This is a genomic window from Micromonospora matsumotoense (assembly GCF_900091525.1).
GTDB classification, from domain to species: Bacteria; Actinomycetota; Actinomycetes; order Mycobacteriales; family Micromonosporaceae; genus Micromonospora; species Micromonospora matsumotoensis.
Genome location: NZ_FMCU01000007.1, coordinates 119,767 through 146,463 on the forward strand (window position 1 = coordinate 119,767; position 26,697 = coordinate 146,463).

The 26,697-nt window shown below is 73.6% G+C and carries 29 protein-coding genes and 1 pseudogene; 17 read left to right on the forward strand and 13 right to left on the reverse strand.

Features of this window, described 5'->3' with window-relative positions:
* Positions 1-63: 63 nt before the first annotated feature.
* Entirely contained in the window at positions 64-1,497 is a 1,434-nt protein-coding gene (locus GA0070216_RS16160) for an aldehyde dehydrogenase family protein (protein ID WP_091246860.1), read from the forward strand.
* A 47-nt stretch (positions 1,498-1,544) separates the two neighbouring features.
* On the opposite strand, the gene GA0070216_RS16165 is transcribed toward GA0070216_RS16160, so the two are convergent.
* Positions 1,545-1,946, reverse strand: coding sequence for a ChaB family protein (locus GA0070216_RS16165; protein WP_091246502.1), 402 nt, complete (start codon positions 1,944-1,946; stop codon positions 1,545-1,547).
* 165 nt (positions 1,947-2,111) lie between these two features.
* Here GA0070216_RS16165 and GA0070216_RS16170 point away from each other — a divergent pair, with 165 nt between their 5' ends.
* The 4 genes from GA0070216_RS16170 (at position 2,112) to GA0070216_RS16185 (ending at position 4,487) form a co-directional block, all read left to right on the forward strand.
* On the forward strand, positions 2,112-3,095 hold the full coding sequence (locus GA0070216_RS16170; protein WP_091246504.1) for a YihY/virulence factor BrkB family protein: 984 nt from the start codon (positions 2,112-2,114) through the stop codon (positions 3,093-3,095).
* A 62-nt stretch (positions 3,096-3,157) separates the two neighbouring features.
* Positions 3,158-3,574 (forward strand): DUF2795 domain-containing protein, encoded by a 417-nt coding sequence (locus GA0070216_RS16175; RefSeq protein WP_091246507.1) that lies wholly within the window; start codon positions 3,158-3,160, stop codon positions 3,572-3,574.
* 52 nt (positions 3,575-3,626) lie between these two features.
* On the forward strand, positions 3,627-4,088 hold the full coding sequence (locus tag GA0070216_RS16180; RefSeq protein WP_091246510.1) for an SRPBCC family protein: 462 nt from the start codon (positions 3,627-3,629) through the stop codon (positions 4,086-4,088).
* Positions 4,089-4,223: 135 nt separating this feature from the next.
* Positions 4,224-4,487 carry a hypothetical protein gene (locus tag GA0070216_RS16185; protein ID WP_091246513.1) on the forward strand — a complete coding sequence of 88 codons (264 nt, stop codon included), beginning with the start codon at positions 4,224-4,226 and terminating at the stop codon, positions 4,485-4,487.
* A 13-nt stretch (positions 4,488-4,500) separates the two neighbouring features.
* Here GA0070216_RS16185 and GA0070216_RS16190 read toward each other — a convergent pair whose 3' ends face one another.
* Positions 4,501-5,799 (reverse strand): MFS transporter, encoded by a 1,299-nt coding sequence (locus GA0070216_RS16190; protein WP_218108215.1) that lies wholly within the window; start codon positions 5,797-5,799, stop codon positions 4,501-4,503.
* 176 nt (positions 5,800-5,975) lie between these two features.
* Between GA0070216_RS16190 and GA0070216_RS16195 the strand changes: the two genes are divergently transcribed.
* Complete coding sequence (locus GA0070216_RS16195; RefSeq protein ID WP_091246516.1) at positions 5,976-6,188, forward strand: hypothetical protein; 213 nt, start codon at positions 5,976-5,978, stop codon at positions 6,186-6,188.
* A 23-nt stretch (positions 6,189-6,211) separates the two neighbouring features.
* Here GA0070216_RS16195 and GA0070216_RS16200 read toward each other — a convergent pair whose 3' ends face one another.
* Positions 6,212-7,045 (reverse strand): hypothetical protein, encoded by an 834-nt coding sequence (locus GA0070216_RS16200; RefSeq protein WP_091246518.1) that lies wholly within the window; start codon positions 7,043-7,045, stop codon positions 6,212-6,214.
* Between the two features lie 250 nt (positions 7,046-7,295).
* Here GA0070216_RS16200 and GA0070216_RS16205 point away from each other — a divergent pair, with 250 nt between their 5' ends.
* Positions 7,296-8,225 (forward strand): hypothetical protein, encoded by a 930-nt coding sequence (locus GA0070216_RS16205; protein ID WP_141723107.1) that lies wholly within the window; start codon positions 7,296-7,298, stop codon positions 8,223-8,225.
* Between the two features lie 366 nt (positions 8,226-8,591).
* On the forward strand, positions 8,592-8,957 hold the full coding sequence (locus GA0070216_RS16210) for a DUF6401 family natural product biosynthesis protein (RefSeq protein ID WP_091246523.1): 366 nt from the start codon (positions 8,592-8,594) through the stop codon (positions 8,955-8,957).
* A gap of 150 nt (positions 8,958-9,107) precedes the next feature.
* Here the strand turns inward: GA0070216_RS16210 and GA0070216_RS16215 are convergent, their stop codons facing one another.
* Positions 9,108-9,983: a mechanosensitive ion channel family protein gene (locus GA0070216_RS16215; RefSeq protein WP_091246525.1), complete on the reverse strand. Its 876-nt coding sequence runs from the start codon at positions 9,981-9,983 to the stop codon at positions 9,108-9,110.
* Positions 9,984-10,181: 198 nt separating this feature from the next.
* Here GA0070216_RS16215 and GA0070216_RS16220 point away from each other — a divergent pair, with 198 nt between their 5' ends.
* Positions 10,182-12,299, forward strand: coding sequence for an ATP-binding SpoIIE family protein phosphatase (locus GA0070216_RS16220; protein ID WP_091246527.1), 2,118 nt, complete (start codon positions 10,182-10,184; stop codon positions 12,297-12,299).
* Positions 12,300-12,505: 206 nt separating this feature from the next.
* Positions 12,506-13,801: a cation:proton antiporter gene (locus GA0070216_RS16225; protein WP_091246528.1), complete on the forward strand. Its 1,296-nt coding sequence runs from the start codon at positions 12,506-12,508 to the stop codon at positions 13,799-13,801.
* Between the two features lie 104 nt (positions 13,802-13,905).
* Here the strand turns inward: GA0070216_RS16225 and GA0070216_RS16230 are convergent, their stop codons facing one another.
* Positions 13,906-14,853 carry an NAD(P)/FAD-dependent oxidoreductase gene (locus GA0070216_RS16230; protein ID WP_091246530.1) on the reverse strand — a complete coding sequence of 316 codons (948 nt, stop codon included), beginning with the start codon at positions 14,851-14,853 and terminating at the stop codon, positions 13,906-13,908.
* 94 nt (positions 14,854-14,947) lie between these two features.
* Between GA0070216_RS16230 and GA0070216_RS16235 the strand changes: the two genes are divergently transcribed.
* Positions 14,948-15,163 carry a DUF3072 domain-containing protein gene (locus GA0070216_RS16235; protein ID WP_091246864.1) on the forward strand — a complete coding sequence of 72 codons (216 nt, stop codon included), beginning with the start codon at positions 14,948-14,950 and terminating at the stop codon, positions 15,161-15,163.
* 2 nt (positions 15,164-15,165) lie between these two features.
* On the opposite strand, the gene GA0070216_RS16240 is transcribed toward GA0070216_RS16235, so the two are convergent.
* From GA0070216_RS16240 to GA0070216_RS16250, 3 genes and pseudogenes are all read right to left on the reverse strand, one after another.
* Positions 15,166-15,666 (reverse strand): metallophosphoesterase family protein, encoded by a 501-nt coding sequence (locus tag GA0070216_RS16240; protein ID WP_091246531.1) that lies wholly within the window; start codon positions 15,664-15,666, stop codon positions 15,166-15,168.
* Positions 15,667-15,717: 51 nt separating this feature from the next.
* Positions 15,718-16,497, reverse strand: coding sequence for a glucose 1-dehydrogenase (locus GA0070216_RS16245; protein WP_091246533.1), 780 nt, complete (start codon positions 16,495-16,497; stop codon positions 15,718-15,720).
* A gap of 125 nt (positions 16,498-16,622) precedes the next feature.
* Positions 16,623-18,386: pseudogene (locus tag GA0070216_RS16250) on the reverse strand (glycoside hydrolase family 15 protein); the annotation flags it as partial.
* A gap of 154 nt (positions 18,387-18,540) precedes the next feature.
* Here GA0070216_RS16250 and GA0070216_RS16255 point away from each other — a divergent pair.
* On the forward strand, positions 18,541-19,128 hold the full coding sequence (locus GA0070216_RS16255; protein WP_091246539.1) for a YflT domain-containing protein: 588 nt from the start codon (positions 18,541-18,543) through the stop codon (positions 19,126-19,128).
* A 107-nt stretch (positions 19,129-19,235) separates the two neighbouring features.
* Here the strand turns inward: GA0070216_RS16255 and GA0070216_RS16260 are convergent, their stop codons facing one another.
* Positions 19,236-19,985: a helix-turn-helix domain-containing protein gene (locus GA0070216_RS16260; RefSeq protein ID WP_245722534.1), complete on the reverse strand. Its 750-nt coding sequence runs from the start codon at positions 19,983-19,985 to the stop codon at positions 19,236-19,238.
* A 396-nt stretch (positions 19,986-20,381) separates the two neighbouring features.
* Here GA0070216_RS16260 and GA0070216_RS16265 point away from each other — a divergent pair, with 396 nt between their 5' ends.
* Positions 20,382-20,663, forward strand: coding sequence for a hypothetical protein (locus tag GA0070216_RS16265; protein ID WP_245722535.1), 282 nt, complete (start codon positions 20,382-20,384; stop codon positions 20,661-20,663).
* On the forward strand, positions 20,660-20,914 hold the full coding sequence (locus GA0070216_RS16270; protein ID WP_245722536.1) for a flavin reductase: 255 nt from the start codon (positions 20,660-20,662) through the stop codon (positions 20,912-20,914). Before GA0070216_RS16265 ends, GA0070216_RS16270 begins: the two co-directional genes overlap by 4 nt.
* A gap of 1 nt (position 20,915) precedes the next feature.
* Here GA0070216_RS16270 and GA0070216_RS16275 read toward each other — a convergent pair whose 3' ends face one another.
* Positions 20,916-21,512, reverse strand: coding sequence for a DUF1684 domain-containing protein (locus tag GA0070216_RS16275; protein ID WP_091246545.1), 597 nt, complete (start codon positions 21,510-21,512; stop codon positions 20,916-20,918).
* Between the two features lie 204 nt (positions 21,513-21,716).
* Positions 21,717-22,244 (reverse strand): GNAT family N-acetyltransferase, encoded by a 528-nt coding sequence (locus GA0070216_RS16280; RefSeq protein WP_091246547.1) that lies wholly within the window; start codon positions 22,242-22,244, stop codon positions 21,717-21,719.
* Positions 22,245-22,399: 155 nt separating this feature from the next.
* Between GA0070216_RS16280 and GA0070216_RS16285 the strand changes: the two genes are divergently transcribed.
* Together GA0070216_RS16285 and GA0070216_RS16290 are read left to right on the forward strand one after the other, a co-directional pair.
* Positions 22,400-22,882 (forward strand): MarR family winged helix-turn-helix transcriptional regulator, encoded by a 483-nt coding sequence (locus GA0070216_RS16285; RefSeq protein WP_091246549.1) that lies wholly within the window; start codon positions 22,400-22,402, stop codon positions 22,880-22,882.
* A gap of 10 nt (positions 22,883-22,892) precedes the next feature.
* Positions 22,893-23,879 (forward strand): pirin family protein, encoded by a 987-nt coding sequence (locus tag GA0070216_RS16290; protein ID WP_091246552.1) that lies wholly within the window; start codon positions 22,893-22,895, stop codon positions 23,877-23,879.
* Between the two features lie 154 nt (positions 23,880-24,033).
* Here the strand turns inward: GA0070216_RS16290 and GA0070216_RS36130 are convergent, their stop codons facing one another.
* Entirely contained in the window at positions 24,034-24,162 is a 129-nt protein-coding gene (locus tag GA0070216_RS36130; RefSeq protein WP_255597954.1) for a hypothetical protein, read from the reverse strand.
* 136 nt (positions 24,163-24,298) lie between these two features.
* Here GA0070216_RS36130 and GA0070216_RS16295 point away from each other — a divergent pair, with 136 nt between their 5' ends.
* The gene (locus tag GA0070216_RS16295) at positions 24,299-25,888 is read left to right on the forward strand and encodes a phospholipase D family protein (protein ID WP_091246554.1); all 1,590 of its coding nucleotides are present in this window, start codon (positions 24,299-24,301) and stop codon (positions 25,886-25,888) included.
* On the opposite strand, the gene GA0070216_RS16300 is transcribed toward GA0070216_RS16295, so the two are convergent.
* Positions 25,837-26,628 carry a hypothetical protein gene (locus GA0070216_RS16300; protein ID WP_091246556.1) on the reverse strand — a complete coding sequence of 264 codons (792 nt, stop codon included), beginning with the start codon at positions 26,626-26,628 and terminating at the stop codon, positions 25,837-25,839. The genes GA0070216_RS16295 and GA0070216_RS16300 overlap by 52 nt on opposite strands.
* Between the last annotated feature and the right edge of the window lie 69 nt (positions 26,629-26,697).

The window sequence follows — 26,697 nt, forward strand, 5'->3', positions numbered from 1 at the left end:
GGCTACCCGGCCGGCAACCGGGCGAAACGCGTTTGCATCGCCGGGAGCCGGGCATCCCGCCGCATGTACCGGGTGGAGCAGCTCATCGGTGGAGTATGGGGCGCGGGCGGTGCGGGCGGTGAGTTGACGGTCCACGATCCGGCCGACGGCTCCCCGTTCGGCACGGTGCCGGTGGCGACGGTGGACGAGGTGGCCAAGGCGGTCGAGGCGGCCCGGGAACTGGCCACCGAGTGGGCGGCCACCCCGACGGCGCAGCGGGCCGAACTGCTGGCCCAGGCGGCGGACGCGGTGGCCGCGGGGGCGGAGGAGTTGGCCGCCGCGACGACGGCGGAGATGGGCAAGCCGCTGGGTGACGCCCGGGGCGGGGTGGCGGCCGGCGTGGGCACCCTGCGCCAGTACGCCGAGCTGGGCCCGCTGCGGGGTGGTCGGACGCTGCACGGCGGCGTCGACGCGATCGACTTCATGACGCCGCAGCCGCGCGGGGTGGTCGCCGCGATCACCCCGTGGAACGACCCGGTCGCGGTCTCCTGCGGCCTGCTCGGCGCCGCCCTGGTCACCGGCAACGTGGTGCTGTTCAAGCCCAGCGAACGCACCCCGGTGACGGGTTGGCTGCTGGCCCGGCTGCTCGACGGGGTGTTCCCGGCCGGGGTGCTGTCCCTGCTGACCGGGGGTGCGGAGGTGGGCGCGGCGCTGGCCGCCCAGCCGGTGGACGTGGTCGCGCACGTCGGTGCCACGGCGACCGGCCGGGCGATCGCGGCGGCCTGCGCCCGGAGCGGGGCCAAGGCCCTGTTGGAGAACGGCGGCAGCGACCCGCTGGTGGTCGACGCCGGGGTGGACCCGGGCTGGGCGGCCGGGCAGGCGGCCCTGGGCGCGTTCGCCAACGCCGGGCAGCTCTGCACGGCGGTGGAACGGATCTATGCGCACCGGGACATCGCCGAGGACTTCGCCGACGCGCTGGTGGAGCGGGCCGGGGCGCTGGTCGTCGGGCCGGGGCGCGACCCGGCCACCGAGCTGGGCCCGCTGGTCGACCGGCGACACCGCGACCAGGTGCACGGGCAGGTCACGGCGGCGGTGGCGCAGGGGGCGACGCTGCGCGCCGGTGGGGTGCTGCCGGACGGGCCGGGGGCCTTCTATCCGGCGACGGTGGTCACCGACTGCCGCCAGGAGATGACGCTGGTGCGGGAGGAGACGTTCGGGCCGGTGGCGGCCGTGGTGACGGTGGACTCGTTCAGCGAGGCGCTGCGCTGCGCCGCCGACTCGCCGTACGGGCTGGCCGCGACGGTGCTGACCGGGTCGATGAGCCACGCCCAGCGGGCCTGGCGGGAGCTGCCGGTGGGCACCGTCAAGGTCAACGCGGTGTTCGGGGGCGCGCCGGGTGGCGCCGCGCAGCCACGCCGGGGCAGCGGCCACGGCTTCGGGTACGGCCCGGAACTGCTGGACGAGTTCAGTACGGTCAAGGCGGTCCACCTGGAACCGCCGGCCGGCGGCCACTGGTGAGCCGGGCCGCCCCGGTCGGGGCGGCCCGCGTCGCGCGTACCCGCTGGTCAGTCGCCACGGGCCTTCCGGGTGGCCCGGTCGTTGGCCTTCCCGATCGCCGTGACCAGTTCCGGCTTGGTCATCCGGCTGCGGCCCGGCACGTCCAGTTTCCGCGCCACCTCCATCAGGTGGTCCTTGGTGGCGTTGGCGTCCACCCCGCCGGCGGTGGGGGCCCGACGGCCCGGACCGCCGCCTTCGGCCTGCCGGTCGCTGGGTCCCTTACGTCCCTTGGGCTCCCAGTGGTCGCCGACCTTCTCGAAGCTGTGCTTGACGGCGGCGAAGGCGGCGCGGTGCGCCCGCTCCCCCTCGCCGTAGGTCTCCACCGCCGAGTCGTGCGTCTTCTCCCAGGTGCGCTGCGCCTTCTCCGGGGAGCGTCGCAGCGTGCTGGGCAGTACCTCGCGCCCGGGCATCTCGTCCTCCTCCGCGTCGACTGTCCGGCTGCCTGAACGGTTCCCTGCGTCCGCACCGGCAAACGCCGGCGTCGGGTTTGTCGATTTCCGCCGCCGGGTACCGCCCGGCCCAGACGCGCGCCGGACGTCGGGTCCGTCGGGTCGTCGGGTGACGAGGAGCCGAGCATGGCAGCGACGACGGAGCCGACCGCGCTCGCCGATGACGGACCGCAGCTGCGGCTTCCCCGGCGGATGCGCCAGTTGAGCTGGTCCACCTGGCGGGGTGTGCTGATCCGCAGCGGGCAGGGTTTCGTGAAGGACAACTGCGCCGACTGGGCGGCGGCGTTGACCTACTACGGGGTGCTCGCCCTGTTTCCGTCCACGGTCGTGGTGGTCGCCCTGGTCGGTCTGGTCTCGGACGGCGAGCGGACCGTGGACACGGTGCTGGACCTGGCCCGCGACATCGGGGCCGGTTCGGTGGTCGGCAACGAGGGTTTCGTCTCGGTGGTCCGCACGGTGGTCGACCAGCAGAGCGGCACGAAGGTGCTGCTCAGCTTCGGGTTGGCGGGCGCGTTGTGGTCGGCGTCCGGGTTCATCGGCGCGTTCACCCGGGCCTCCAACGCGATCTACGGGGTCGAGGAGGGCCGGCCGTTCTACCGGTTGCGCCCGTTGCAGATCGGGATGGCCGCGCTGTCGCTGCTGTTGCTCGCGGTGGTGGCGCTGGGCCTGATCGTCAGCGGCCCGGTCACGAACGCGGTGGGCGACCTGGTGGGTGCGGGCGGAGTGGCCCGGACGACGTGGAGCGTCGTGAAGTGGCCGGTGCTCGCCATGGTGGTGATGGCCCTGTTGTCGCTGATGTTCTGGATCGCGCCGAACGTCCGGCAGCCCCGGTTCCGGTGGCTCACCCCGGGCGGGGCGGTGGCCCTGCTGTCCTGGATCGTCGTCTCCTTCGGCTTCGGCCTGTACGTGGCCAACTTCGGCTCGTACGACGTCACCTACGGCAGCCTGGGCGCGGTGATCGCCTTCCTGGTGTGGCTGTACCTGTCCAATTCGGCGCTGATGTTCGGGGTGCAGATCAACGCCGAGTTGCAGCGGGGGCGCAGGTTGCAGGCGGGCCGGGACGCCCCGGGTGAGCCGGCGCTGCCGGCGAAGGCCACCGCCGGCTCGTGACCGGTCGGGTTCCGTGTCCGGCCCGGCGTTTCCCCGCACCGACCGCGGGTAGCACACCAGACATGGAACGTGGCAGCAGCAAGCACGCGCCGAGGGTCGACGACCAGATGAGCCAGGAGGTCCGCGGCCTCGTCCAGGGGCCGGGCACCGGGGGCTCGCGGGTCGAGGAGTTCCGCGAGGCGGAGCCGGCCGGCGAGGACCAGCCGGGTGCCACCACGGCCCCGGCGGGCGACCTGCGGACCGGCACCCCGCAGGGGATGACCTCGCAGGACGTGGAGGCGCGCAGCCGGTTGGGCCGGTTCATCACGATGACGGCCCTGCCCGGGGACCGACTGGCCCTGATCGCCAACGCCCGGGAGAACGAGGCGCCCGACGACCTCGTGGCCGCCCTGGAGCGGCTACCGGAGGGCACCCGCTACCAGACGGTTTCCGAGGTGTGGGCCGCCCTCGGGCATCGAAACGAGACGACACGCTGGTGACCGGATCGGCCCACGGTCCGGACGACCACCAGCGGGCAGAGGAGGACTTCCAATGAGCGGCGTTATCGAGCATGTGGACGTGTCCGTACCGGTACGGACCGCCTACGACCAGTGGACCCAGTTCGAGGAGTTCCCCCACTTCATGGAGGGGGTGCAGGAGGTCCGGCAGTTGTCGGAGACGATGACCCACTGGACGGTGGAGATCGCCGGGGTCAAGCGCGAGTTCGACGCCGAGATCACCGAGCAGCTGCCCGACGAGCGGGTGGCCTGGAAGTCGACCGGCGGCACCCAGCAGGCCGGCGTGGTGACGTTCCACCGCCTCGACGAGAGCAACACCCGGGTGACCCTCCAGATGGACTTCACGCCGCACGGCGTGGTCGAGCAGGCCGGCGACAAGCTCGGCGTGGTCGACCGGCGCACCAAGGGTGACCTGGAGCGGTTCAAGCAGTTCATCGAGCGTCGCGGTCAGGAGACCGGCGCGTGGCGCGGGTCGGTCGACCGCCCGCAGCCCTGATCCACACCCCCGCACGCATCCTGCGCTCCACCGACGGCCGCCGGCTCCCCCGGCGGCCGTCAGCGGTGCCGGGGGTGTTGCGGTCCGCCCCGGAGTTGGCCGTTTGCGATCATCGGGTCGGGGTACCGCGAAGGGATGACGGACAACGACGGCAGGGTCTGGCGGGACGAGGAGAAGACGCCGCTGGAGGAGTTGGACCGGGCGATCGCGCGGTCCACCATCGACGGGCAGGCCGACGATCCGACCGGCAACGACGCGGGTGAGGAGGCCGCCTTCGGGCACGGCCCCGAACCGGTGGACCGGGGCGCCGGCCCGGAAGCCGAGCGTCGGGAGATGACCGACACCGAGCGCGCCTACCGCCCCTCCACGACGGGACGTACCGGCCCGGACACCATGTGACCCACCGGTCCCCTCAGTCGGCCGGTGCGGCGGTGCGGCGGGCGGCTGCCGCGTGCGCCACCAGCAGCGCCACCGCCAGCACCGTCAGCACCGGGCCGAGCAACCGCACCGACGTGTCGCCGAGCAGCACCCCGAGCCCGGCCGGGATGAGGGCCGCCCCGATCCCGGCGGCACCGATCTGCACACCGATCACCCGGTCCGCGTGCTGCCGGCCGACCCGCTCCGCCGTGGTCAGGGTGAGCAGCGGGAAGACCGGCGCGGCGGCGAAGCCGAGCACGACCAGGCCGGCCACCGACACCCAGCCCGGGGCCGGCAGCGCGATCAGCACCGCCCCGGCGGTCATTCCCAGCAGGCTGCCCCGTAGCACCCGTGCGGTGCCGAGCCGCTCGGCGACGAGGCCCTGCACCACCCGGCCGACGAAGAGGCTCCCCCAGTAACCGGAGACGCTCAGCCCGGCGACCGTGGCGGGCAGCCCCCGCCCCTCGGTGAGCAGCAGGAAGGCGTAGAGCCCGGCGGACACCTCAATGGCCACGTAGATGGCGAAGGCGAGCGCGCCGAACCAGACGGCGGGCAACCGGAGGGTCTCGGCGATCCGCATCGCGGCCGGCTCCGGCGCCCCGGCCCGCGCCGCCGCGTCGTCGACCGGCCCGCCCGGCACGTGGCCGACGGGCCCGCCTGTGGTGTCGTCGAGCGGTGCGCCTGTGGTGTGGTCGGCGGGCGCGGCGCGCTGCGGCGACGTCGGGCCGCCCGTGCGGTCCCGCCACGCGCTGACGGTGAGCGCGAACGCGGTGGCCAGCACGAGCTGGGCGGCGGCGGTGACCGCGTACCCCCAGCGCCAGCCCGCGCCGGTGCTCAGCATCGCGGTCATCACCAGGGGACCGATCGCCACACCGAGGCCGAAGAAGGCGTGCATCCAGTTCATGTGCCGCGCGCCGAACGCGCCGGCGGCGTACGCGTTGAGGCCGGAGTCGATGGCCCCGGAGCCGAGGCCGAGCACCAGCGCACAGCAGATCAGCACGGTCAGGGCCGGCGCGGTGGCGTATCCGGTCAGGGCCAGGCTGGCCAGCAGGGTGCTGCCGGCCAGCAACCGGCCCACGCCGAGCCGGGCGAGGGTGAACCCGGCCAGGACGCTGGAGGTGAGGTACCCGATCGTGCCGGCGGTGAGCACCAGGCCGACCGCTGCGGTGGGTACGCCGAACTCGGCGCTGATCGAGGGCCAGCCGACGCCGAGCAGCCCGTCGGGCAGGCCGAGGCTGACGAAGGCGAGGTAGGCGAGCAGGAGCAGGGCGGGACGGGGTGGGGCGACGGACACGGAGGCTCATCCTGCCGCATCGTCTCCTGCCGCATCATCGAGAACGGGTCGACGTGATTGTCGCCTCCCCCGAACCGGCACTCTGGAACGCCCGGACGGGCAGGAAACCGGACAGGTCGTCCAGAATCCTCCGTTCGGCTGACGGCAATCCGAGGCGCTCGCGCAAGACTTTCGGGATGCAACAGGGTTCCGGTTTCCTCACCCCTCGTCAGCGCCGCCTGGCTTGGCTCGGCTTCCTGCTCGCCGCCGTCCAGGCCCCGGTCGCCGCCAGGTTCGCCTCCGACGACTCGTGGCTGTTCAGCCTCTGCGTCGCGCTCATGGTGGCCACCGTGATCATCGCCGACGACGCCGGCCGTCGTCGGCCGGCCGACGCCACCCCCGTGGAATGACACCCGCCCGGCGGCACCGCTGATCAGGGGGTCGGGCCGGGAAACTCCCGCTGCGGGCAGCTGAGCGGACGGGCCGGGTCGACCCGGTGCAGGGCGTACCCGGTCCCCTGGGTCGGGACGTGCGTGCTCGGCGCCCGGTCGCCGAGCTGGACCAGGGCGTGCCAGCCGGTGTGCTGGGCGGTATAGAGCGTGCAGCCGTCGAGGACCTGGGTGTGCTGTCGGGCGGCCACGGTGGCCCGGCCCTGGGCGAAGGTGGCCGGATCGGCCGGGTCGCTCTCCGCCAGCAGCAGCGACGACGCGGCGGTCGTGGTGTTCGCCCAGAACGACTCCCCCGCCGCCAGGTAGAGATCGGCGACGGTGACCACGTCGTGGTCGACCAGGCTGGAGAAGGTCAGGTCGGGGTCGGCTGCGCCGGTGGTGCCGGGGTGGGTCACCGGCGGCAGGGTGATCGTGGTGGTGTCCGTACGCTGCTGCACCCAGTACGGACCGGGCGTGTACGCGGTCACCACGGCCGTGTACCCGCCGAACGGCCGGTGCCCGGGCGTGGAGTCGACCACCACGAAGTCGGTGCGCCCGACGCCGTACCAGCTGGTGGCCAGGGTGGTGCCGGCGCTGTCGCGCAGGGTCAGGTCCCAGTCGGCCGTCGCGGTGGGCTGGACGGCGACCACCGACCAGCGACGCTGGTAGGTGCGGTAGGTGTAGTCCTGCGCGGTGCGGGCGATCAGCACGTCGCCGTCGCCGAGCCCGGTGCCGGCGACCGCCGCCCCGGGGTACGGCAGCGGCGCGGCGAGGGCCACCACGAGGAGGCCGGCGAGGTGCGCGCCGCACCACCGGCGGCCGGTTCGGGACAATGCCATCGGTGGGATTCCTTCCAGGCGGGATCTGGACTGTAGCGACGTCGGGCCGCTGCGGGACGCTCCCGCGTTGTCGGATATCGGCCCCGCCGCGCCGGCCGCGCCTGTGCGACCTTGTCCGCATGCCGCCGCGCCCCGGCACCCCCCGACCGACACCCGCCGACCGCCGCACCCCGGCACCCGGACCGGCGCGCGCCCATCGCCGCGCCGGCACCCGGATCACCGCCGACCCGACCGCTGAGGAGCGCCGACCGTGACGAGACGACCGACGGTATGGATGTGGTTGCTGAGCCTGCTGGCGGCCGTGCTGCTCGCCCCGACACCGGCCTCGGCCGCCCCGGTCGGCACGGAACGGGACGCCCGCGACCGGGCCACCACCCGCAGCGCCGCGCAGCAGGCGTCATGGTCCACCGGCCCGGTCGCCGCCGGTGCCACCCAGGGCTGGGTGTGGAACAACGCCAACCCGCTCCACGCCGTCTACCAGGTGGGCTTCTCCCCGACCGGGGCCAACTCCACGACCCCGTGCGAGTTCGAGGTGACCCGGAGCTGGTACTCCCGGCAGCCGAGCGGCGAGCGGCGCTTCCACTTCGTGGTCCGCAACAGCGGTACGACCAACTGCGGGGCCACCGTCCTGCTGTCCTGGCTGACCCCGACCCACGACTGGTCGACCGGGACGTTGGCGCCCGGAGCCACCGGCAACTACGGCTGGGTGGAGCAGATCGCGCCGACGGTGTCGTACCTGCTGGGGCTGACGCCGACCGGGGCGACCGCGACGGCCGCCTGCCAGCTGGAGATCACCCGCAGCTGGTACCGGCAGGAGCCGGACGGGGTCCGGAAGTTCTACTTCGTGCTGCGCAACGTCGGCACGATCGCCTGCTCCGGGCAGTTCCAGCTCGCCCAGGCCGGTCCGTCGGCCTCCTGGTCGACCGGCACCCTGGCCGTCGGCGCCTCGGCCAGCTGGACCTGGAACAACGCCAACCCGCTGAGCACGGTCTACCTGTCCGGATTGTCCCCGACGGGTGCCGGCGGCGGCACCGCCTGCCAGTTGGAGGTGACCCGGAGCCGGTACGTCCAGCGGATCAACCCGGACGGCACCAGCCAACGGCAGTACCTCCTGACCGTCGGTAACGTCGGGCAACTCCCCTGCGCCGGCACCGTCCTGCTCGGGTCGCTCACCCCCTGAGCCGGGCCGCTGCCGTCCCACACCCGGACCGGGTGTGGGACGCGGCCGGCACCCGGCCCGGCGTGCGGCACGCCCCGCGCCACCACGCCCCCGGCGATCCAGCACGATGCCCCGCCGCAGGACGGCCTGCCCGGGTCCGGCGGTCCCGGCCCACCCGGGGTCGCCGTCCCGTCGACGCCCGCGCGTCGGGGTCGTCCCGTTGCTGCCCACCCCTGCCGCTAAGGCCGCCGGTGCGCGTGCTTCCCCCTCTGTTCACCGGGGACCGGGTCGGTGCGCGTGGCGGAGTCCGGCCGGGCCGGAGGGTGTGCCGGTACCGGCCGAGCGGCCGACTCCGCCCCGGTTACCCGGTGGTTAACCTCGGTCCTCATGCGAGTGCCGTATCCCCAGGTCGCGACCGGGACCGCCGTGAGCGCGGCGCGCTCCCGCCTGGCCCTGCTCACCGCCTCGGTCGGTGCTCCCGGCCTCGCCGCCGCCCGGGTCCGACCGGGCCTGCTGGCCCTGGTCGACCAGCACGCCGCGGCGATCCGGGACAGCCTCGACGGTGACCGCCGGCCGCTGACCCCGGCCGCCCTGGCCGGCTACGCCGAGGGCGTCCGCGACACCGCCGGCGCGTACGGCCTGCTCCCCGCCGGCGCAGTCGACTTCGCCGCGCCGGACTGGGTGCTGGTCCGGCTGCTCGCGGTCTGCGCCCTGGCCCGCACCCTCGACCCCCGGTACCTCGACCCGGCCTGATCCGATCCGGCCCGGCCCCTTTCGGCCCCGCCCGACCGGGCCGACCTGAGCGTCGGACCGGGGGCAGCCCGGGCCCGGACCGCGCCCGGCGCAGCGCCGACGGGAGGGCGCCCGCGTCGCGCGGACACCCTCCCGGTGGTACGTGCCGACTCAGCTGCCCGGACGACCGAACTGCTGGGTCTCGTCGCCGGGCTGACCCGACTGGTAGGTGCCCCGGCCGCCGGCCATCGTCCGGGCCTCGTCGACGCGCGGCATGGCCTGCGTCCGCTCGCCGCCCCGGTCGGCCATCTGCCGGTTCATGTCGCCCTGCCCGGCCGCGCGGGCCCGCCGGTGCTCCTGGACCGCCCGCGACTCCTCGGCCACCCGGTCGAGCCAGCCGTCCCAGCGGGACTGCATCGGCTTCACCAGACCACCGCCGACGCCCACGATCAGGATGCCGGCCACGGTGGCGAGCACCGCGATCAGGACCGGCGTGGTGACCGTGGTGGCGATGCCCACCTGGTTCAGTGCGGCGATCACCCCGAGCGCCAGGATGAAGACGGCCACCAGGTCGGCCAGCACCTTGCCGTACGACAGGCCGCCGAGCGCTCCGGAGACCAGGTCCCGGACGGCGTTGGCGATCGCGGCGGCGACGACCACGATGACGATCGCGATGAACGCCCGCGGCAGCCAGGCCACCACCCCTCGGATGAGGTCGCTGATCGCGTTGGGTCCCCACACCCCGAACGCGAACTGCAGGGTGAACAGCAGCACCGCGTAGTACGCGAGTCGGGCCAGGATGTCACTGGCGTCGTACTTGGTACGTTCCAACGCGCGTTTGATTCCGCCCCGTTCGACCGCTCGGTCGAAGCCCACCCGTTCCAGCGCCGCGTCCACGATCTTGAGTACCGCGCGGGCGATGAGCCAGCCCACCACGAGGATGACGATGAACGCGATGGCCCTCGGCACAAAGAGCAGCACCGACCGCCACATGTCGGTCAAGGCGCTACCGATGTCGACCTGCCTGACCGCAAGGGTTTCCGGCATGATGTCCCTCCTGTCCAATGGACTGCGCCGCCCGGTTACCCGTCCGCCGCACCAGCACGCCGCAGAATCCGTACGGATTTTCCCGACATGTCTTTAGAAAGGCCCCTGACCTGCACGAACATCTCCGGCAGAGGGGTCGGACAGGCGGCGCGGGGCGTGATCGGTTCACCCCGGGACCGCTCCGGATAGGCTGCGGACATGCCAGGCACGGTCGGGCGGGTCCCGACGTCACCAGCCCCCGTACCGGGACCGGCCGGGGTCCCACCGGCGGTGGCTGCCGTACGGGCCCACCCGTGGGCCGACACCGCGCTGGGCCCGCAACAGGCTTGGGACGTGACGGTCCGCGTACTGGTCGACGTGATCCTGTCCTCTCCCGTGCCGATGGCGTTGCACTACGGCGACGACTTCGTGCTCCTCTACAACCAGGCGTACGCGGAGGTGATCGGCGACCGGCACCCCGGCGCGTTGGGCCGGCCGGCCCCCGAGGTCTACGCCGACCTGTGGCACACCCCCGGCGTCGGTGAGGTGATCGAGCGGGCCTACCGGCACGGGGAGTCGTTCCTCCAGAAGGAGTCGGTGCTCCCGGTCCACCAGCACACCGGCGAGCACCCGGTCTTCACCCGCGGCCACTCCCCGGTGCGCGACAGCACCGGTCGGATCGTCGGCGTGCTCACCGTCGCCGCCCAGACCACTCAACTCACCCAGCAGCTGCAGAGCCTGTCCGACTTCGCCGCGGCCCTGTCGGGCACCCTCACCCTGGACGACGTGGCCCGGGTGACGCTGCGCTACGCGCTGCACTCCTTCGACGCCGACCAGGTGTCCTTCGCGGTCGACGACGGCCCCGCCTGGCGGCTGGTCCGGCGTATCCGGGGCGAGTTGCTCGACGAGGCCGACGAGCGGCTGCCCCCGCTGTGGCGGCCGGTCCCGGCGGACACCACCGCGCCGGTGGTGGTCGGCGCCCGCAGCGGGGTGCCCTTCTTCGCCGGGGACGGCCAGCCGCTGCGGGACATCGCGGTCGACCGGCACGACCAGAAGATCCGCTCGCTGGCCGCGGTGCCGCTGCGCTCGTCGGTGATCCGGGGTGGCCTGGCCGTCGGCTACCAGACCCCGCACGGCTGGTCGGCGGCGGAACGGGCGTTGCTGGCCGCCTCGACCGAGCTGGTCGGCCAGGCGGCGGAGCGGGCCCGCCGGTTCGAGACCCAGCACGGCACGGCGCAACTGCTGCAACGCAGCATGCTCCCGGAGCAGTTGCCGGCCCTGCCCCGGCTGCGCATCGCCGCCCGGTACGACCCCGGTGTCGACGGCAACGCCGCCGGTGGTGACTTCTACGACGCCTTCCTGCTGCCCTCCGGCGATCTGGGCGTGGTGCTCGGCGACGTCGCCGGGCACGACGTGCAGGCGGCAGCCCGGATGGGGCAGGTACGCGCGGCCCTGCGGGCGCTGGCCCTGACCGATCCGCGACCGGACGCGGTCCTGGCCGGCCTGGACCGGCTGGTGGCGAGCCTGGGCACCGAGACCGGCACCCACGAACTCTTCGTGACCGTGGTGTTCGGGGTGGTCGACGCCGACCGGGGTGAGATCACCATGGCCAGCGCCGGGCACCCCCCGCCGCTGATCCGGCGGAGCGGGCCGGGCGGCGTCGCCACCGCCACCTTCGTCGACCTGCCGACCGGCGCACCCCTGGGATTGGGCTGCCGGCCCCCGACCGCCACCGTGCCGTTCGCTCCCGGCGACACCCTGCTGCTCTACAGCGACGGGGTGGTCGAACGACGACGGCAGAGCCTCACCACCGGCCTGGCCGGGCTGGCCACGGCGGTGACCGGGGCGGCCAGCGGTGACCCCCGGGCGCTCTGCGCGGTCGCCACCGGCGCGGTGCCCGGCGCCACCGAGGACGACGTGGCGGTGCTGGCGGTGGAGCACGCGCTCAAGCCGAGCCGGTCCACCGGGATGGAGATGCCCGCCGAGCCGACCGCGCCCAGCCGGGTACGCCACTGGATGACGGCGCAGCTGGGCGAGTGGCAGGTGCCCGAGGCGGTGATCGGCGCGGCGGTGCTGTGCACCAGCGAGCTGACCACCAACGCGTTGCTGCACGCCGGTACCGCCGCCCGGGTGGAGATAGACCTCAGCCCGGAACGCCTGCTGGTGTCGGTGGCCGACTCCGGCACCCGGGGCACGGTGACCCGGGCCCAGACCGACACGCTGAGCAGCCGGGGCCGTGGCCTCGGGTTGATCGAACAGCTCTCCGACGCCTGGGGCACCGACCCGACGGTACGGGGCTCGACCGTCTGGTTCGAGATCCTCCTGCCCCCCGGCTGACCGGTCGGTCAGCGCGGGCGTCCGCCGTCCTCGCGGGAAGAGGGTCAGCGGCCGGCGGGACCGGCCGGCCGGGTGGCGGGCCAGCGGTGGCCACGGATCGGCGACCGCCCGTGGGACAAGCCGGACACCCACGCTTAGCCCGGCCATCCACGGGGCACAGTCCCACCCCCGCCCACTCCCGTGGCCGGGGGTGAGAGGTGGTCGGGGTGGAACTGGTCGATGTCGAGTTCGCGCTGGTCGGCGCGGGGGCCCTGCTGGCCGGGGTGCTCCCCCGACTGCTGGAGCGCCGCCCGCTGTCCATGCCGATAGCGTTCCTCGGCCTCGGGATGCTGGTCTTCGCCCTGCCCATCGGTCTGCCCGCCCCGGACCCGCTGCGGTACCCGCAGATCGCCACCCACCTGACCGAGATCGGCGTGATCGTGGCGCTGATGGGTGCCGGGTTGAAGATCGACAGACCGTTGAGCTGGAAGCGCTGGTCGTCGACCTGGCGGTTGCTGGCGATCGCGATGCCGCTCTGCATCGCGGCGGTGGCGCTGCTCGGCTGGTGGTGGGCGGGTCTGGTGCCGGCCGCCGCGCTGCTGCTCGGTGCGGCCCTCGCCCCGACCGATCCGGTGCTCGCCTCGGACGTCCAGGTCGGCGAACCCACCGACGCGGAGGACTCCGAGGACGAGGTGCGCTTCGCGCTGACCTCCGAGGCCGGCCTCAACGACGGCCTGGCCTTCCCGTTCGTCTACGCGGCCATCGCGATCGCCAGCGTCGGACTGGCCCCGTCGGGCTGGATCACCGAGTGGTTCGCCGTCGACGTGCTCTACAAGCTGGCCGCCGGCGTCGGCGGTGGTCTGCTGATCGGCTGGCTGCTCGGCAAGCTCTTCTTCCGTGCCCCGAGCGAGCTGCGGCTGGCCCGGCACGCCGAGGGATTCCTCGCGCTGGCCGCCACCTTCCTCGCCTACGGACTGGTGGAGGTGATCGGCGGGTACGGGTTCCTGGCCGTCTTCGTCGCCGCGCGGGCGATCCGGGCCGCCGAGCGGACCCACGAGTTCCACGCCGTGCTGCACGACTTCGCCGAGCAGACCGAGCGGCTGTTGACCGTCCTGCTGCTGCTGCTCTTCGGCGGCGCGGTGATCACCGGCCTGCTCGCCCCGCTGACCTGGCAGGCGGCAACCGTCGGGCTGGCCCTGGTCTTCGTCATCCGGCCGCTGGTCGGTTGGCTGTCGCTGCGCGGCGCACCCGGTCGACCGGCCGAGCACTGGGTGATCTCGTCGTTCGGCATCCGGGGCGTCGGCTCGTTCTACTATCTGGCGTACGCCACCACCAAGGCGGATTTCGCGCAGGCGGACCTGATCTGGGCGACTGTCGGCCTGGTGGTGGTCGTCTCGGTCGTGGTGCACGGGATGGCCGCGACCCCGGTGATGCAGTTGCTGGACCGGGCCGGTGAACGCACCTCCGACCCGTCGGAGCAGGGTCGACGCGACGCGCCGGCCCTGGACGGCGTCCGGGGCTGACCGGGGTCCCACGCGAGAGCCCCGGCCGGCAGGGACCGGCAGCATCAGCCACCGGCCACGCCAGACACCGGCCATGTCAGCGACAGAGCGCGGCGGCGACAGGGTCAGCGACCGGCGGTGAGTCGGCGGGCCAGTTCCCGGCCCAGGTCCCGGCCGGAGCACCAGGCGCTCTGCACCCGGGGTTTGCCGAAGGCGTCCCCGGCCAGCCCCACCAGGTCGTCGTCGAGGTAGAACGTCCCGTCGGGAGCCGGCTCGACCGGGCGGGCGTACGTCCACCGGTGCACGTGGGTCAGCTCGGCCGGGTCCGGCAGGCCGAGCAGGTCGCGGACGGCCTCCTCGATCGCCGGGCCGGCGGCCCCGGGCTGGGCCAGGTGACCGGCGGCGAACTCCGGCGTGGTGTGGGCGACCAGCACCGGGGCGGCGTCGCCACGCCGGTCGCCGTCGTCGCAGACCAGGGCGAGCACGGGGTGCCCGTTGACGAAGGCGCCCCGGAAGTCGGCCCACCGCCGACCGGGGAACCGCAACACCGCCGCGAGCACCGGCGACCACCGCTGCCGTGCGGCGGCCCCGGTGACGCCGGTCAGCGCCGGGTCGAGCAGCAGGGCCGCCTGCGGACCCGGGGTGCACAGCGCCACGGCGGCGGCGGGCCCGCCGTCCACCACCGGCCCCGGCCCGACGCCCGACACGAACCGGTCGACGGTCACCGGCAACTCCCGGGCCAACTCCTCGACCAGGGACCGTAGGCCGCGCGGGGCGGCCCAGCGGACCGGGCCGGGCACCTCCCGCCGGCCGTCCGGGCCGTACGCGACGAAGGTGTCGGTCCATTCGCGCACCAGCCCGGTGGCCTGCCAGCGCCGGACGACCTCGACGAAGTCCGGGTCGTCCGCGGTGAGGTACGCCGCGCCCAGGTCGGCGGGGCGGCCGTCGAAGCGTCTGCTGGCCATCCGGCCGCCCGCCACCCGCCCGCGCTCCCGGATCTGCACCGGGACACCCGCCCGGACCAGCTCACCGGCGCACGCCACCCCGGCGATGCCGGCACCCACCACGATCACATCCGCGTCCACCGGTTGATCGTAGGCACCTCGACCGGCATGACGGGGCGACCCGCGGGGTATTGGCACGGCTGTTCGAGGAGAGGTGAACGTGATGACCGACCGTAACGACCAGCAGCCCGACCCACGTGGGGCGATCAAGAACCCGGAGCAGTGGGTGACCGGTGACGAGCCGCCGACCGCCGCCCAGGAGTCCTACCTGCACACCCTCGCCCGGGAGGCCGGCGAGGAGGTGCCGGACGCCCTGACCAAGGCGGAGGCGTCCCGGCGGATCGACGAGTTGCAGGAGGAGACCGGCCGGGGCCGGTGACCTCAGCGGGGCGGCAGGCGGTGCAGCGCGACCCGGTCGAGCTGTCCCGCCGCCGCCTCGGCGGTCAGGTAGGTGGCGTACGGCTGGGCCCGCCGGTCGGTGGGCGAACCGGGGTTGAGCAGCCGCAGGCCGCCCGGCGCGACGCTGTCCCACGGGATGTGCGAGTGGCCGAAGACGAGCAGGTCCCGGTCGGGGAACCGGGCCGCGCAGCGCTGTTCGCGCCCGGTCTTCGGCCCGGTCTCGTGCACCACGGCCACCCGCAGCCCGGCCAGCTCCACCTCGGCCACCTCGGGCAGTCGGGCCCGCAGTTCGGGGCCGTCGTTGTTGCCGTACACGCCGACCAGCCGACGGGCCCGCCCGGCCAGCCGGTCGAGCAGTCCCACCTCGACCCAGTCTCCGGCGTGCAGCACCACGTCGGCGGCGTCCACCGCCGCCCAGACCTCGTCCGGCAGGTCCCGGGCGCGACGGGGCAGGTGGGTGTCGGCGATCATGAGCAGCCGCATCGGACGGGCCTTCCGGTGCCGGGAGTGGGGGCCGGGCGCGGCCGGGTCGGCTCAGGCGCCCTGGCCCTGATTCTGCATCAGGCCACCATCCATGAAGTACGTCGACCCGGTCACGTAGTCGGCGTCGTCGCTGGCCAGGAAGACGGCCAGTCTGGCGATCTCGGCCGGTTCGGCGGCCCGCTTCCACGGGATGCTCTGCACCTGCTCTTCCAGGTACGCCGGGTCGTCGATGGCCTGCTGGTTGAACGGGGTGAGCACCATCCCGGGCCCGATGTTGTTGACGTTCATCCGCATCGGGGCGACCTCCAGCGCGAGGCTCTTGGCCAGTTCGCGCATGCCGCCCTTGCTGGCGTCGTAGTCCGCGCCGCCGGCCCGGGCCACCTCCTGGTGGATCGAGGTGATGTTGATGATCTTCCCACCCCCGCCCTGGTCACGGCGGTGTCGCACGAACCGGCGGGCGCAGAAGAACATCCCGTACAGGTTGGTGCGGATGCACCGGTCCCAGGTCTCGGTGTCCAGGTCGGCGACGCCGATGCCGGAGGCGTCGACCCCGGCGTCGTTCATCAGCACGTCCAACGCGCCGAACTCCGCCAGGGCCTCGTCGAACATCGCCTCGACCTGGTGTTCGACGCTGATGTCGCCCTGCACCACCACGGCCCGCCGACCGGCCTTCTCGATCTCGGCCCGGGTGTGGTTCGCGCCGGCGTGATCGTCCAGGTAGTGCACCACCACGTCGGCGCCCTCCCGGCCGAACTCGATAGCGGTGGCCTGCCCGATGCCCGAGTCCGAGCCGGTGATCAGGGCGGTCCGGCCGGTCAGTCGTCCGTTCATCAGCGTGCTCCCTCCGTCGGTCCCGTGCCGGTCGGCACGGCTCGCGTCGACGTCGCCACGACCTCCGCGCCGGTCGCCACGAGGTGCGGCCGGTCCGCCGAGACCTCGTGCCGTCGTTCGGCGACGTCGGTGAGCAACCCGGCGGCGTTGATCAGGCCGATGTGCGAGAAGGCCTGCGGGAAGTTGCCCAACTGCTCGCCGGTGGTCTGGTCGATCTGCTCGGCATAGAGGCCGAGGTCGTTGACCCGACCGGCGAGCTGCTCGAACAGCCGGGCCGCCCGCTCCTGCTCGCCGGCCAGGGCCAGGCAGCTGGCCAGCCAGAACGAGCAGATCACGAAGCCGGCCGGGTCGCCGTCCCAGCGGCGCAGCACACCGTCACGCGACAGCCCCCGCTCCACCACGTCGATGGTGGAGCGCATCCTCGGGTCGTCGGCCGGCAGGAAGCCGACCAGCGGCATGAGCAGCACCGAGGCGTCCAACCGGTCGGAGTCGAAGGCCCCGGTGTACGCGCCCAGCCGGTCGTTCCAACCTCGCTCCAGCACCGCCGCACGGACCTCGTCGCGGGCCCGGGCCCACCGCCGGATGTCGGCCGGGTCGCCGAGCCGGGGGCCGAAGCGCACCGCCCGGTCCAACGCCGTCCAGCACTGCACCTTCGACGACAGGTAGTGCCGTTCGGCGTCGCGGGTCTCCCACATCCCGGAGTCCGGCAGGTGCCAGGCCCGGACCGCCTGGTCGGCCAGGGCGCACAGCAGGTGCCGCACGTCGGGCGACATCGGGTCCAGGTAGTGCCGCATCAGCCAGGCGGCGTCGAGGATCTCGCCGAGCACGTCGTTCTGCCGTTGCTTCCACGCGTCGTTGCCGACGAGCACCGGCCGGCTGTCGGCGTACCCGCGCAGGTGGTCGAGGGTGTGTTCGGTGAGGTCCCGCTCCCCCTCGACGCCGTACATGATCGGCACCCGGCCGTCGTCGATCCGGCCCATCGCCCGCGCCACCCAGGAGAACTGCCGGTCGGCCTCGTCGGGGCAGGCCGAGCGCCACAGCGCCTGGAGGGTGAGGCTGAAGTCCCGCACCCAGACGTAGCGGTAGTCGTAGTTGCGGTCACCGCCCAGCCGCTCCGGCAGCGAGGTGGTCGCCGCCGCGACGACCGCCCCGCTGGGCTGGTAGGTCATGCCCTGCACCACCATCGCGCTGAGGCGCACCTGGTCGCGGTAGTGCCCCCGGTAGTCGTGCAGGTCGGCCCAGGAGCGCCAGCCGGCCACCGCGTCGGCCACCACCCGGTCGGCGTCGGGCAGCGCCGGGTCGTCGCCGCCGTAGGTCGGGGCGTACCCGAGGGTGAGCCGCAGGGTGTCCCCGGCGCGGACCGTCGCCCGGCCGACGGCGTCGCCGTGCCGGCAGGCCAACGGCACGTCGGAGCGCAGGCTGAGCCGGCAGGCGCCGGCCCGCGCGTCGATCACCCCGTCGGATCGGGTCAGGTACGCGGTGACCCGGCCGTACTCGAACCGGGGTACGAACTCGACGCGCACCGGCACCTCGCCGGAGAGCCCCTCGACCAGCCGGGCGAGCACCCGGGGCGAGCGCAGGCCGATGTCGTGCCCCCGCGCGCCGGGCTCCAGCGCCAGCGCGTCGGTGACCGCCACCGACCCGGTGCCGGTGTGGAAGACGGTACGCAGGACCAGCGTGTCGTCCAGATACGAGCGGGTCACCCGCACGTCGTCGCCCTCGGGCGCGATCGTGAAGTGCCCGGCCCGGTCGTCGAGGATCCGTCCGAACACCGAGGGGCTGTCGAACCGGGCGGGGCACCACCAGTTGACCGAGCCGTGCCGGTCCACCAGTGCGGCGCTGCGCCCGTCGGCCAGGAAGCCGTGCTCGCTGATCCGTCCGCTGTCCACGGGCCGGGGTACCCGGACACCTCGTACCGCATTCCTCGACCGCCCGGCGTTCTGGCCCACCGGGTCGTCGGCGCGGCGGGCCCGGATTACCGCGCCGACCGGCGTTACCTCGGCGGGCCGGCGGGAACGCCGGTCGTTGACGAAGGAGGATGCCATGACCAGAGCATCGAACCCGACCGCCACCTGGCGACCCGGGATGCCGGGCGGCGACAACCTCCCGTCCGGTCCGGCCGGTCGGCCGGCGACGCCCCCGGGCGACGGGTACGGCCCACAGGCCGGCCCGCCCACGGTGACGATCGGCTCCTACCCGGACTATCCGTCCGCGCAACGGGTGGTGGACTACCTGGCGGACAACCGGTTCCCGGTGGAGCACACGGCGATCGTCGGGACCAACCTCACCCTGGTGGAGACGGTCCTCGGCCGGCTCACCACGGGACGCGCCGCCCTGTTGGGCGCCGGCACCGGCGCCTGGTTCGGCCTCTTCATCGGCCTGCTGTTCGGCATCTTCACCGTCGGCAACTGGCTCGCGGTGATCCTGGTCGGACTGGTGATCGGCGCGATCTGGGGGGCCGTGTTCGGCGCGGTGGCGCACGCCATGTCCGGCGGCCAGCGCGACTTCACCTCGGCCAGCTCCCTACGGGCCGGCCAGTACGCGGTGACCGTGGACGCCGCCCTCGCCGACCAGGCGCGGCAGCTGCTCGGCCGGATGCACCTGACCCCGACCGGGGCCACCGCCCGCTGACCCACCCGCTTCGCCGCCGCCCCGACGCTTCCAGCGCCGGGGCGGCGGTCGCGTCGTCGGCCCGCGATCGGGCGAGCGGCCCGACCACGACACCCCGGGAGCACCCATCACTCGGGCAGCGAAGGGTGCCCCGCTGCCGCGTCGGCCCAGAGCGCCTCGAAGTGCTCCACATACCTGCTGAACGGCCCGTCGCTCTCCCTGCGGCGAAGGTGCAGCGTGACGGAGTCCTGTCCCAGTGCGCCGCCGATGTGGGTCGCCACAAGTGCGTCGTCGTCGAACACCCAGACAGACATGGCGATATGACGGTCAGACAGGCGGACGGGCAGCGGTGTGGGCGACTTTCCGATCTCGGCTTGCGTCATGGCGATCCGAGTTGCGAGGTTGAGCGGCGTCGCCTCGATCAGGTCCCGGCTGGCGGTGACCTGGCTCGCTGCGTCGCCCAGCAGGAAACGCACGTCCGCACCTGCCTGGGCCTTCGCGCCGATGGTCTCCGCCGCGTGTGGCACTTCGAGCCACACGAAGTAGCTCGTGTAGCCACCGAACCACAGGCGGGAGCGCGCCCCCTCGATCAGCTCCCGAAAGAGAGAGCGAGGCAGGTCAGAGCGTCGCGGGTAGACACCGACCAGCTCACGGTCAGCGCCCAGCTTGACCGCACGACGCACAGCTTCAGGCCACAGCACGTCTACATCCTTACCCAGGACCCCCGCCGCCCGCACCCGCGAACGTGGATGCGGAAGACGGCCCCGGCTGACCCACCGCTCGACGGTTTTCGCATCGACGTCGCACTTGGCCGCGAGTTCACTGGCCGTCATGCCCGCAGCAGCGAGCACGTCCCGTAGGCGATCGTTCCTTGGCATCACAGGGACCTTTCCTAGACGTCCCTCGATGGTTGCACACGGGCGGTTAAGGCGTCCGTTACTCGCTGGCAGTGTTTCAGGCAGAGCGACGCCGCCGGTTGGAGGAGACACCCGCCGGCCGCGTCTGCTGCGGGGGCCGTCTCCTGTGGAGGGGCAGGAGGCGGCCCCCCATCCATCCGCCACGACGAAGGGGGAGCACCGTGCCGGACACGCCGGAGCCCGACAGCTCACCGCAGCCCGCTCCGCGCCGGAAGCCTGACGACGACCCACCGCCGGCACGCCCGTCGGTGCCCGGCCCGATCGGGCCGTTCATCCCACCGTGGCGGGGCCCCGGCCGGCTGGCGAACGCCGTCCCCCGGCACCGCTGGGCCGCCGGCGGGAACGGGAGCTAGCCCGGTGACCCCGCACCTGATCCGCCCCGGCGACGTGCTCCACCTGACGCGCGCCGCGAGCGTGCAGTTCATCCGCCCGATCACGGTCCGGGTGATCCGGGTGCTGACCGACTGGCACACGTACGACGGTTGGCTGTGGATCGACGCCTACGAGCTGGACGCCGCCGGCGACGCGGTCCGCCGCCGGACCCTGTTCCTGATGCCGTCCGGAGCCGCGCACCTGGAGCCCACACCCCGTCGACCGGCTCCGCGCAGGCCGGTCTCGCGAAAGGTCGTGGTGGCGTGACCGACCTGGTTCCCGGCCGGCACACGCCACTGCCACCCACCTGGCTCTGCCGAATCGACGCCCACCCGTGGCCTTGCGGGGAAGCGAAGCTCGCGCTCCTCGCGGCGTACGCCGACGACCGGCCGGGCCTGCTGACCCTGCTGTCGACGCTGAAGGAGGAGGCGGAAGACCATCTCACCCAGCTCGACAGCGGCAGGTCCGTGGACGCCACCGACCGTTTCCTGACCTGGACCCGCCAGCCCGGCCGCTGACTCAGCCGTCGCGGCGAGGGTAGGACAGCTCGCCGGCCCGGATCGGCATGTCGACCCGGTTCTCCGGAGGTGCCAGCGGGCAGGCCCAGGCGTCGTCGTACGCGCAGGAGGGGTTGTAGAGGTAGTTCGGGTCGAGCCGGACCCGCCGGTCGGAAAGCACGGTCAGACCCCGGCCGAACGTTCCCTTGACCGTGTCGGTGAGGTACCGACCACCGCCGTACGTCTCCCGACCGCTGGTGCCGTCGCGGACCGGCACGAACAGCCCGCCGCCGTACGCCTCGATCCACCACAGGGTCAACGGCCCCCACGGGGTCTCGGCGACCGCCACCCGCCGGTAGCGCACCACGCCGTCCGGCCCGCCGGTGTCGATGGTCTCGGTGCCCGAGGCGGGGCGTAGCGGGGCCTCGACCACCGCCGCCGGGTCCGGCGGAAACCACCCCAGCCCGGGAAAGCCCACCCGGTCGGCCGCCGCCAACGGGCTGGCCGGATGGGTCCGGAACAGCTCGTCGCGGCCCTCCCGGAAGCCGACCAGGTCGACGTCGGACAGGTACAGCGCCGCAGTACGTTCCCGCCAGTCGAGCACATCAAGGTCGTCCACCCAACGACCCTAACCAGCCACCCGGCCCCACCCCCGCCGTCCCCGGTGATCAAGAGGTTTACGCCAAAACTCCGCCGAAAAGTGACCCAAACCTCTTGATCACCGAGCCGAGCAGCGGGCGGCGAGCCGGGCAGCGAGCGGCGAGCCGGGCAGCGGACGGCGAGCCGAGCAGCGAGCGGCGGAGTGGGGAGGGCGGGGTAGGGGTCAGCTGTCGGTGGTGAGGCGGGCGTGCAGGTGTTCGTCGTGTCGACGGCCGTCGCCGTAGCGGTGGGATTCGCGCAGCGTCCCCTCCAGCCGGTAGCCGGCGCGCGCGGCGACCCGGCAGGAGGCGGGGTTGTCGACGGCATGCCACAGTTCGATCCGGTGCAGGTCGAGCCGGGCGAAGGCCCAGCCGGTGAGCGCGGCCAGCGCCCGCCCGGCGACCCCGCGTCCCCGGGACGGGGCGGCGGTCCAGTAGCCGACTGCGGCGTTGCCGTCCCGGATCTGGTGTACGGAGACCGCACCGAGCAGCGCCCCGTCGGCGTCCCCGGTCACCGCGAGGGAGACGTGGCTGCCGTCGCTCCGGTCGGCACGTCGGGCGATCCACGCGGCGGCCTGTGCCAGGTCGGCCACCCCCTGCCCGTTCCACCGGACGATGTCGGGGTCGACCAGGGCGGCCAGCACGGCCGGCGCGTCCGCCGCCCGCCAGGGGCGCAGCAGCAGGCCGGGGGCGGTGATCTCCACGGGTTGCACCCCGGCAGTCTGACACCCCGCCGACGCCGGTCGCCCATCCCCTTCCGGCCCATCCTTCGAATTCTGAAGTTCCACTTCTCAAGCGATGCTGTCTCCCTGCTCACACGGGCCATCGACGGCTTGTTAAAATTTGAAGGAGTGCTACTGTTCGGGGCATGACGGAGAGCCTGGACAGCGAGCGGATGGCCTGCTGGCGGGCCTACATCGAGGCCAGCCAGCGGCTGTTCACCCAGCTGGAGGACGATCTGCGCGCCGACGGGGAGCTGAGCTTCGCCGACTACCACGTGCTGGTCCTGCTCTCCGAGGCACCGGGCCAGCGGCTGCGGATGGGTGAGCTGGCCGGCCGGCTGGTCTTCTCCCCCAGCCGGCTCACCTACCAGATCTCCACCATGCAGCGGCGGGGCCTGGTCACCAGGCAGTCCTGCCCCGGGGACCGTCGGGGCAGCGAGGCGGTGCTCACCGCCGCCGGGCTGCTGACCCTGCGCGAGGCCGCGCCGGGGCACCTCGCCTCGGTCCGCCGGCACCTGATGGACGACCTCGACGACGCCGAGGTCACCACCCTGACCCGGGTCTTCGACCGACTCGGCCGGCGACTGCGCGCCGACCGGGACGCGACGTCCACCCACCGCGACACCTGAGGAGCCTGAGATGCCCGCGATCACCGTCGACGACGTCCTCGTCCTGCCCCGCCTGCCCCGGCTCGACGAGACCACCAGCTACCGGCCGGTCCGCCGGCTGACCACCGCCCCCAGCGGCTACGAGGGTGAGGGCTTCCCGGTCCGCCGGGCCTTCGCCGGGGTGCCGATGTCGGATCTCGACCCGTTCATCCACCTCGACCAGATGGGCGAGGTGGACTACGCGCCGGGCGAGCCGAAGGGCACCCCGTGGCACCCGCACCGCGGCTTCGAGACCGTCACCTACATGATCGACGGCATCATGGACCATCAGGACTCGCAGGGTGGTGGCGGCACCATCACCGACGGCGATACCCAGTGGATGACCGCCGGCAGCGGCCTGCTGCACATCGAGGCCCCGCCGGAGCACCTGGTCAGAAGCGGTGGTCTCTTCCACGGCCTCCAGCTCTGGGTCAACCTGCCCCGGGTGGCCAAGATGATGCCGCCGCGCTACCAGGACATCCGGGGACGGGAGTCGACGCTGCTGACCACGCCGGACGGCGGCGCGCTGATCCGGATCATCGCCGGTGAGGTCGCCGGGCACCAGGGGCCGGGGTCGACCCACACCCCGATCACCATCGCCCACGTCACGCTCCAGCCCGGCGCGGAGCTGGACCTGCCCTGGCGGGCCGACTTCAACGCCCTGGTCTACGCGCTCTCCGGTCGCGGCACGGTCGGCACCGACCGGCGTCCCTTCCAGGGCGGCCAGTTGGCCGTGCACGGTCCGGGCGACGCGCTGCGGCTGACCGCCGGCGGCAAGCAGGACGGCAACACCCCGGCCCTGGACCTCTACCTCATGGGCGGAAAGCCCATCCGGGAGCCGGTGGCGCACTACGGGCCGTTCGTGATGAACACCCGCGCCGAGCTGATGCAGGCCTTCGAGGACTTCCAGGCCGGCAAGCTGGGCGTCGTCCCCGCCCAGCGGCTGCCGCACACCGGCGGCCAGGGCGACCGCCCCTGACCGGGCGTACGCCGGCCCCGAGGGCCGGTCGGTCCGACGGGCGTCCCGGTCCTCCGGGACGCCCGTTCCCCGTCCCGGACGGGGTGTCCCGGCCCGCCGACGCGCCCGTTCGGGCAGGGCGGAGCGCAGGTGGTGGCGGTGCGGGTGGCGACCGTCAGGAGACCGCGAAGATCCCGGCCACCCCGAGGATCACCATGAGCAGCACCGCCAGGATCGCGCCGCGTTCGCTCTCGACCGCCTGAGTACGGTCCTCGGTCGCGGAATTCGTCGTCTCGGCGGGCATTGCGGTGCCTCCTCGGCGTTCGCGGCTCTGCGGGGTGCGGCAGGCCACCGTCCGGGCGTCTTCCGTGGTACCCGGAATGCGCATCCGCGGCGGGGGTCCTACCGTGAGGACGTCGTCGACCTCGGGAGGTGGGAGCGTGGCGATCGAGGACTGGTTCCTGACCGCTGAGGAACGCGCCAACCCGGTCTCGGGGTTACCCGTCTGGACGACCGGAAACCTCGCCGAGCCACTGATTCACGGTGCGGCGTACTTCGACCGCCTGGTCAGCGCGGTGGAGGCCCTCGGCGCGGGCGACCACCTGTTCTTCACCGACTGGCGGGGCGACCCGGACGAGCGGATGCGCCCGGACGGCCCGACCGTGGCCCAGCTCTTCGCGCAGGCCGCCCAGCGTGGCGTGGTGGTCAAGGGGCTGCTCTGGCGGTCCCACCTCGACGCGCTGTCCTACAGCGAGGCGGAGAACCGGGACCTGAGCGAGACGGTCAACGCCGCCGGTGGCGAGGTGCTGCTCGACCAGCGTGTCCGGCGGGGCGGATCGCACCACCAGAAGCTGGTGGTGCTGCGCCACCCCGACGCTCCGGAGCGGGACGTCGCCTTCGCCGGCGGGATCGACCTGTGCCACAGCCGCCGCGACGACGCCGACCACCACGGCGATCCGCAGCCCCTCGCCATGTCGCCCCGGTACGGCCCGCACCCGCCCTGGCACGACGTGCAGCTCGCCGTCCGGGGGCCGGCGGTCGGCGCGTTGGACACCACGTTCCGCGAGCGGTGGACCGACCCGATGCCGTTGGACTCGGAGAACCCGCTGGCCTACCTGCGGGACCGGCTGCGGGGTTCCGACCTCCGCCCCGACCCGCTGCCCACCCAGCCGGCCGACCCGCCGCCCTGCGGCCCGCACCACATCCAGGTGCTCCGCACCTATCCGGCGGTCCGCCCCCGCTACGCGTTCGCCCCGGACGGCGAGCGCACGGTGGCCCGCGGCTACACCAAGGCGGTACGCCGGGCCCGCCGGCTGATCTACCTGGAGGACCAGTACCTCTGGTCGACCGAGGTGGCCGAACTCTTCGCCGAGGCGCTGCGGGCCAATCCGGACCTGCACCTGGTCGCCGTGGTCCCCCGCTACCCGGACGTCGACGGCGCGTTGGCGCTGCCACCGAACATGGTGGGTCGGGAGCAGGCGCTCTCGCTGTGTGAGCGGGCCGCCCCGGACCGGGTGCACGTCTTCGACGTGGAGAACCGGGCCGGCGAACCGGTCTACGTGCACGCCAAGGTCTGCGTGGTCGACGACGTCTGGGCGAGCGTGGGCAGCGACAACTTCAACAGGCGGTCCTGGACGCACGACAGCGAGCTGTCCTGCGCGGTGCTCGACGACACCCGCGACCCGAGGACCCCCGCCGACCCGGCGGGCCAGGGTGACGGTGCCCGGGTGTTCGCCCGGGATCTGCGGCTGCGGTTGTGGCGGGAGCACCTGGACCGCGACCCGGAGGGTGCCGACGACGCCGACCTGCTGGACCCGGCCGGCGCGGTGGCGGCGATCACCTCGACGGCCGACGCCCTCCAGCGGTGGTACGACACCGGCCGGCCGGGTCCCCGGCCACCGGGCCGGCTGCGCCCGCACCGACCCGAGCGGCTGCCCTGGTACACCCGGCTCTGGGCGCTGCCGGCCTACCGGCTGGTCTACGACCCCGACGGCAGGCCGCTGCACGCCCGGCGGAAGGGCACCTGGTGAGCCTCCGGCGCGGTCGGCCCGCAGGACGCGGGCCGGGTGGGTGCGGTGGCTGACGTCGCCGGGGGCGGCGGAGAATACCGGGTCAGTCCGCCCGGATAGGCGAACGAGGTACGCGGCGCGTAGAAGCCCCCGACGATGAGCAGGGGGTTCTCCGGGCGCAGCGCGTAGCTCGGGTGCGCCGGGTCGAAGAACTCCACCGACTCGATCTCGAAGGGGCTGACCGGCTCCGAGACGTACGGGTAGATGCCGCTGACCAGTTCGCCGTCGCGGATGGTGAAGTACCGGTGGTGTCCGGCACGCACCTCGTGCCCGGTCTGACCGACCCGGGCCCGGGTCCGGATCAACGGGAGGCCACCCACCTCGGTGTCGGCGACCAGCAGGTCACCCCGCAGCCGCAGGGTGGTGCGCCCCAGCACGGCCGGGGCGCCCCGGGCGGCGGCGTAGTCGCGGACCCGGGGGCTGGAGGTGACGTAGTGGGTCCACCAGCCGCCGGGGGTCTTTCCGTCGGGCGCGTCGACCCCGGCGAGGGCCACCCCGAGGTAGGTCAGCGTGTACGCGCCGAAACCGGAGGTCTGGGCGGCGTCCTCGACGACGTACTGGTTCATGAAGACCTGCCGGTCGGGCCGGGGGCGCAGACCCGGGGGAACCAGGGCGGCGACCGCGTCCGGGTCGGCCGGCAACCAACTGAAGTGCAGTGTGCGGCTGTCGACGACGAGCTGCGGGTCCGCGGGGTCGAGCACGGTGCTTCCTCCGTACCGGGATGGTCCCCCGCGACGCTACGGGCGGTCCTGTCGGCGGGACAAGGACGG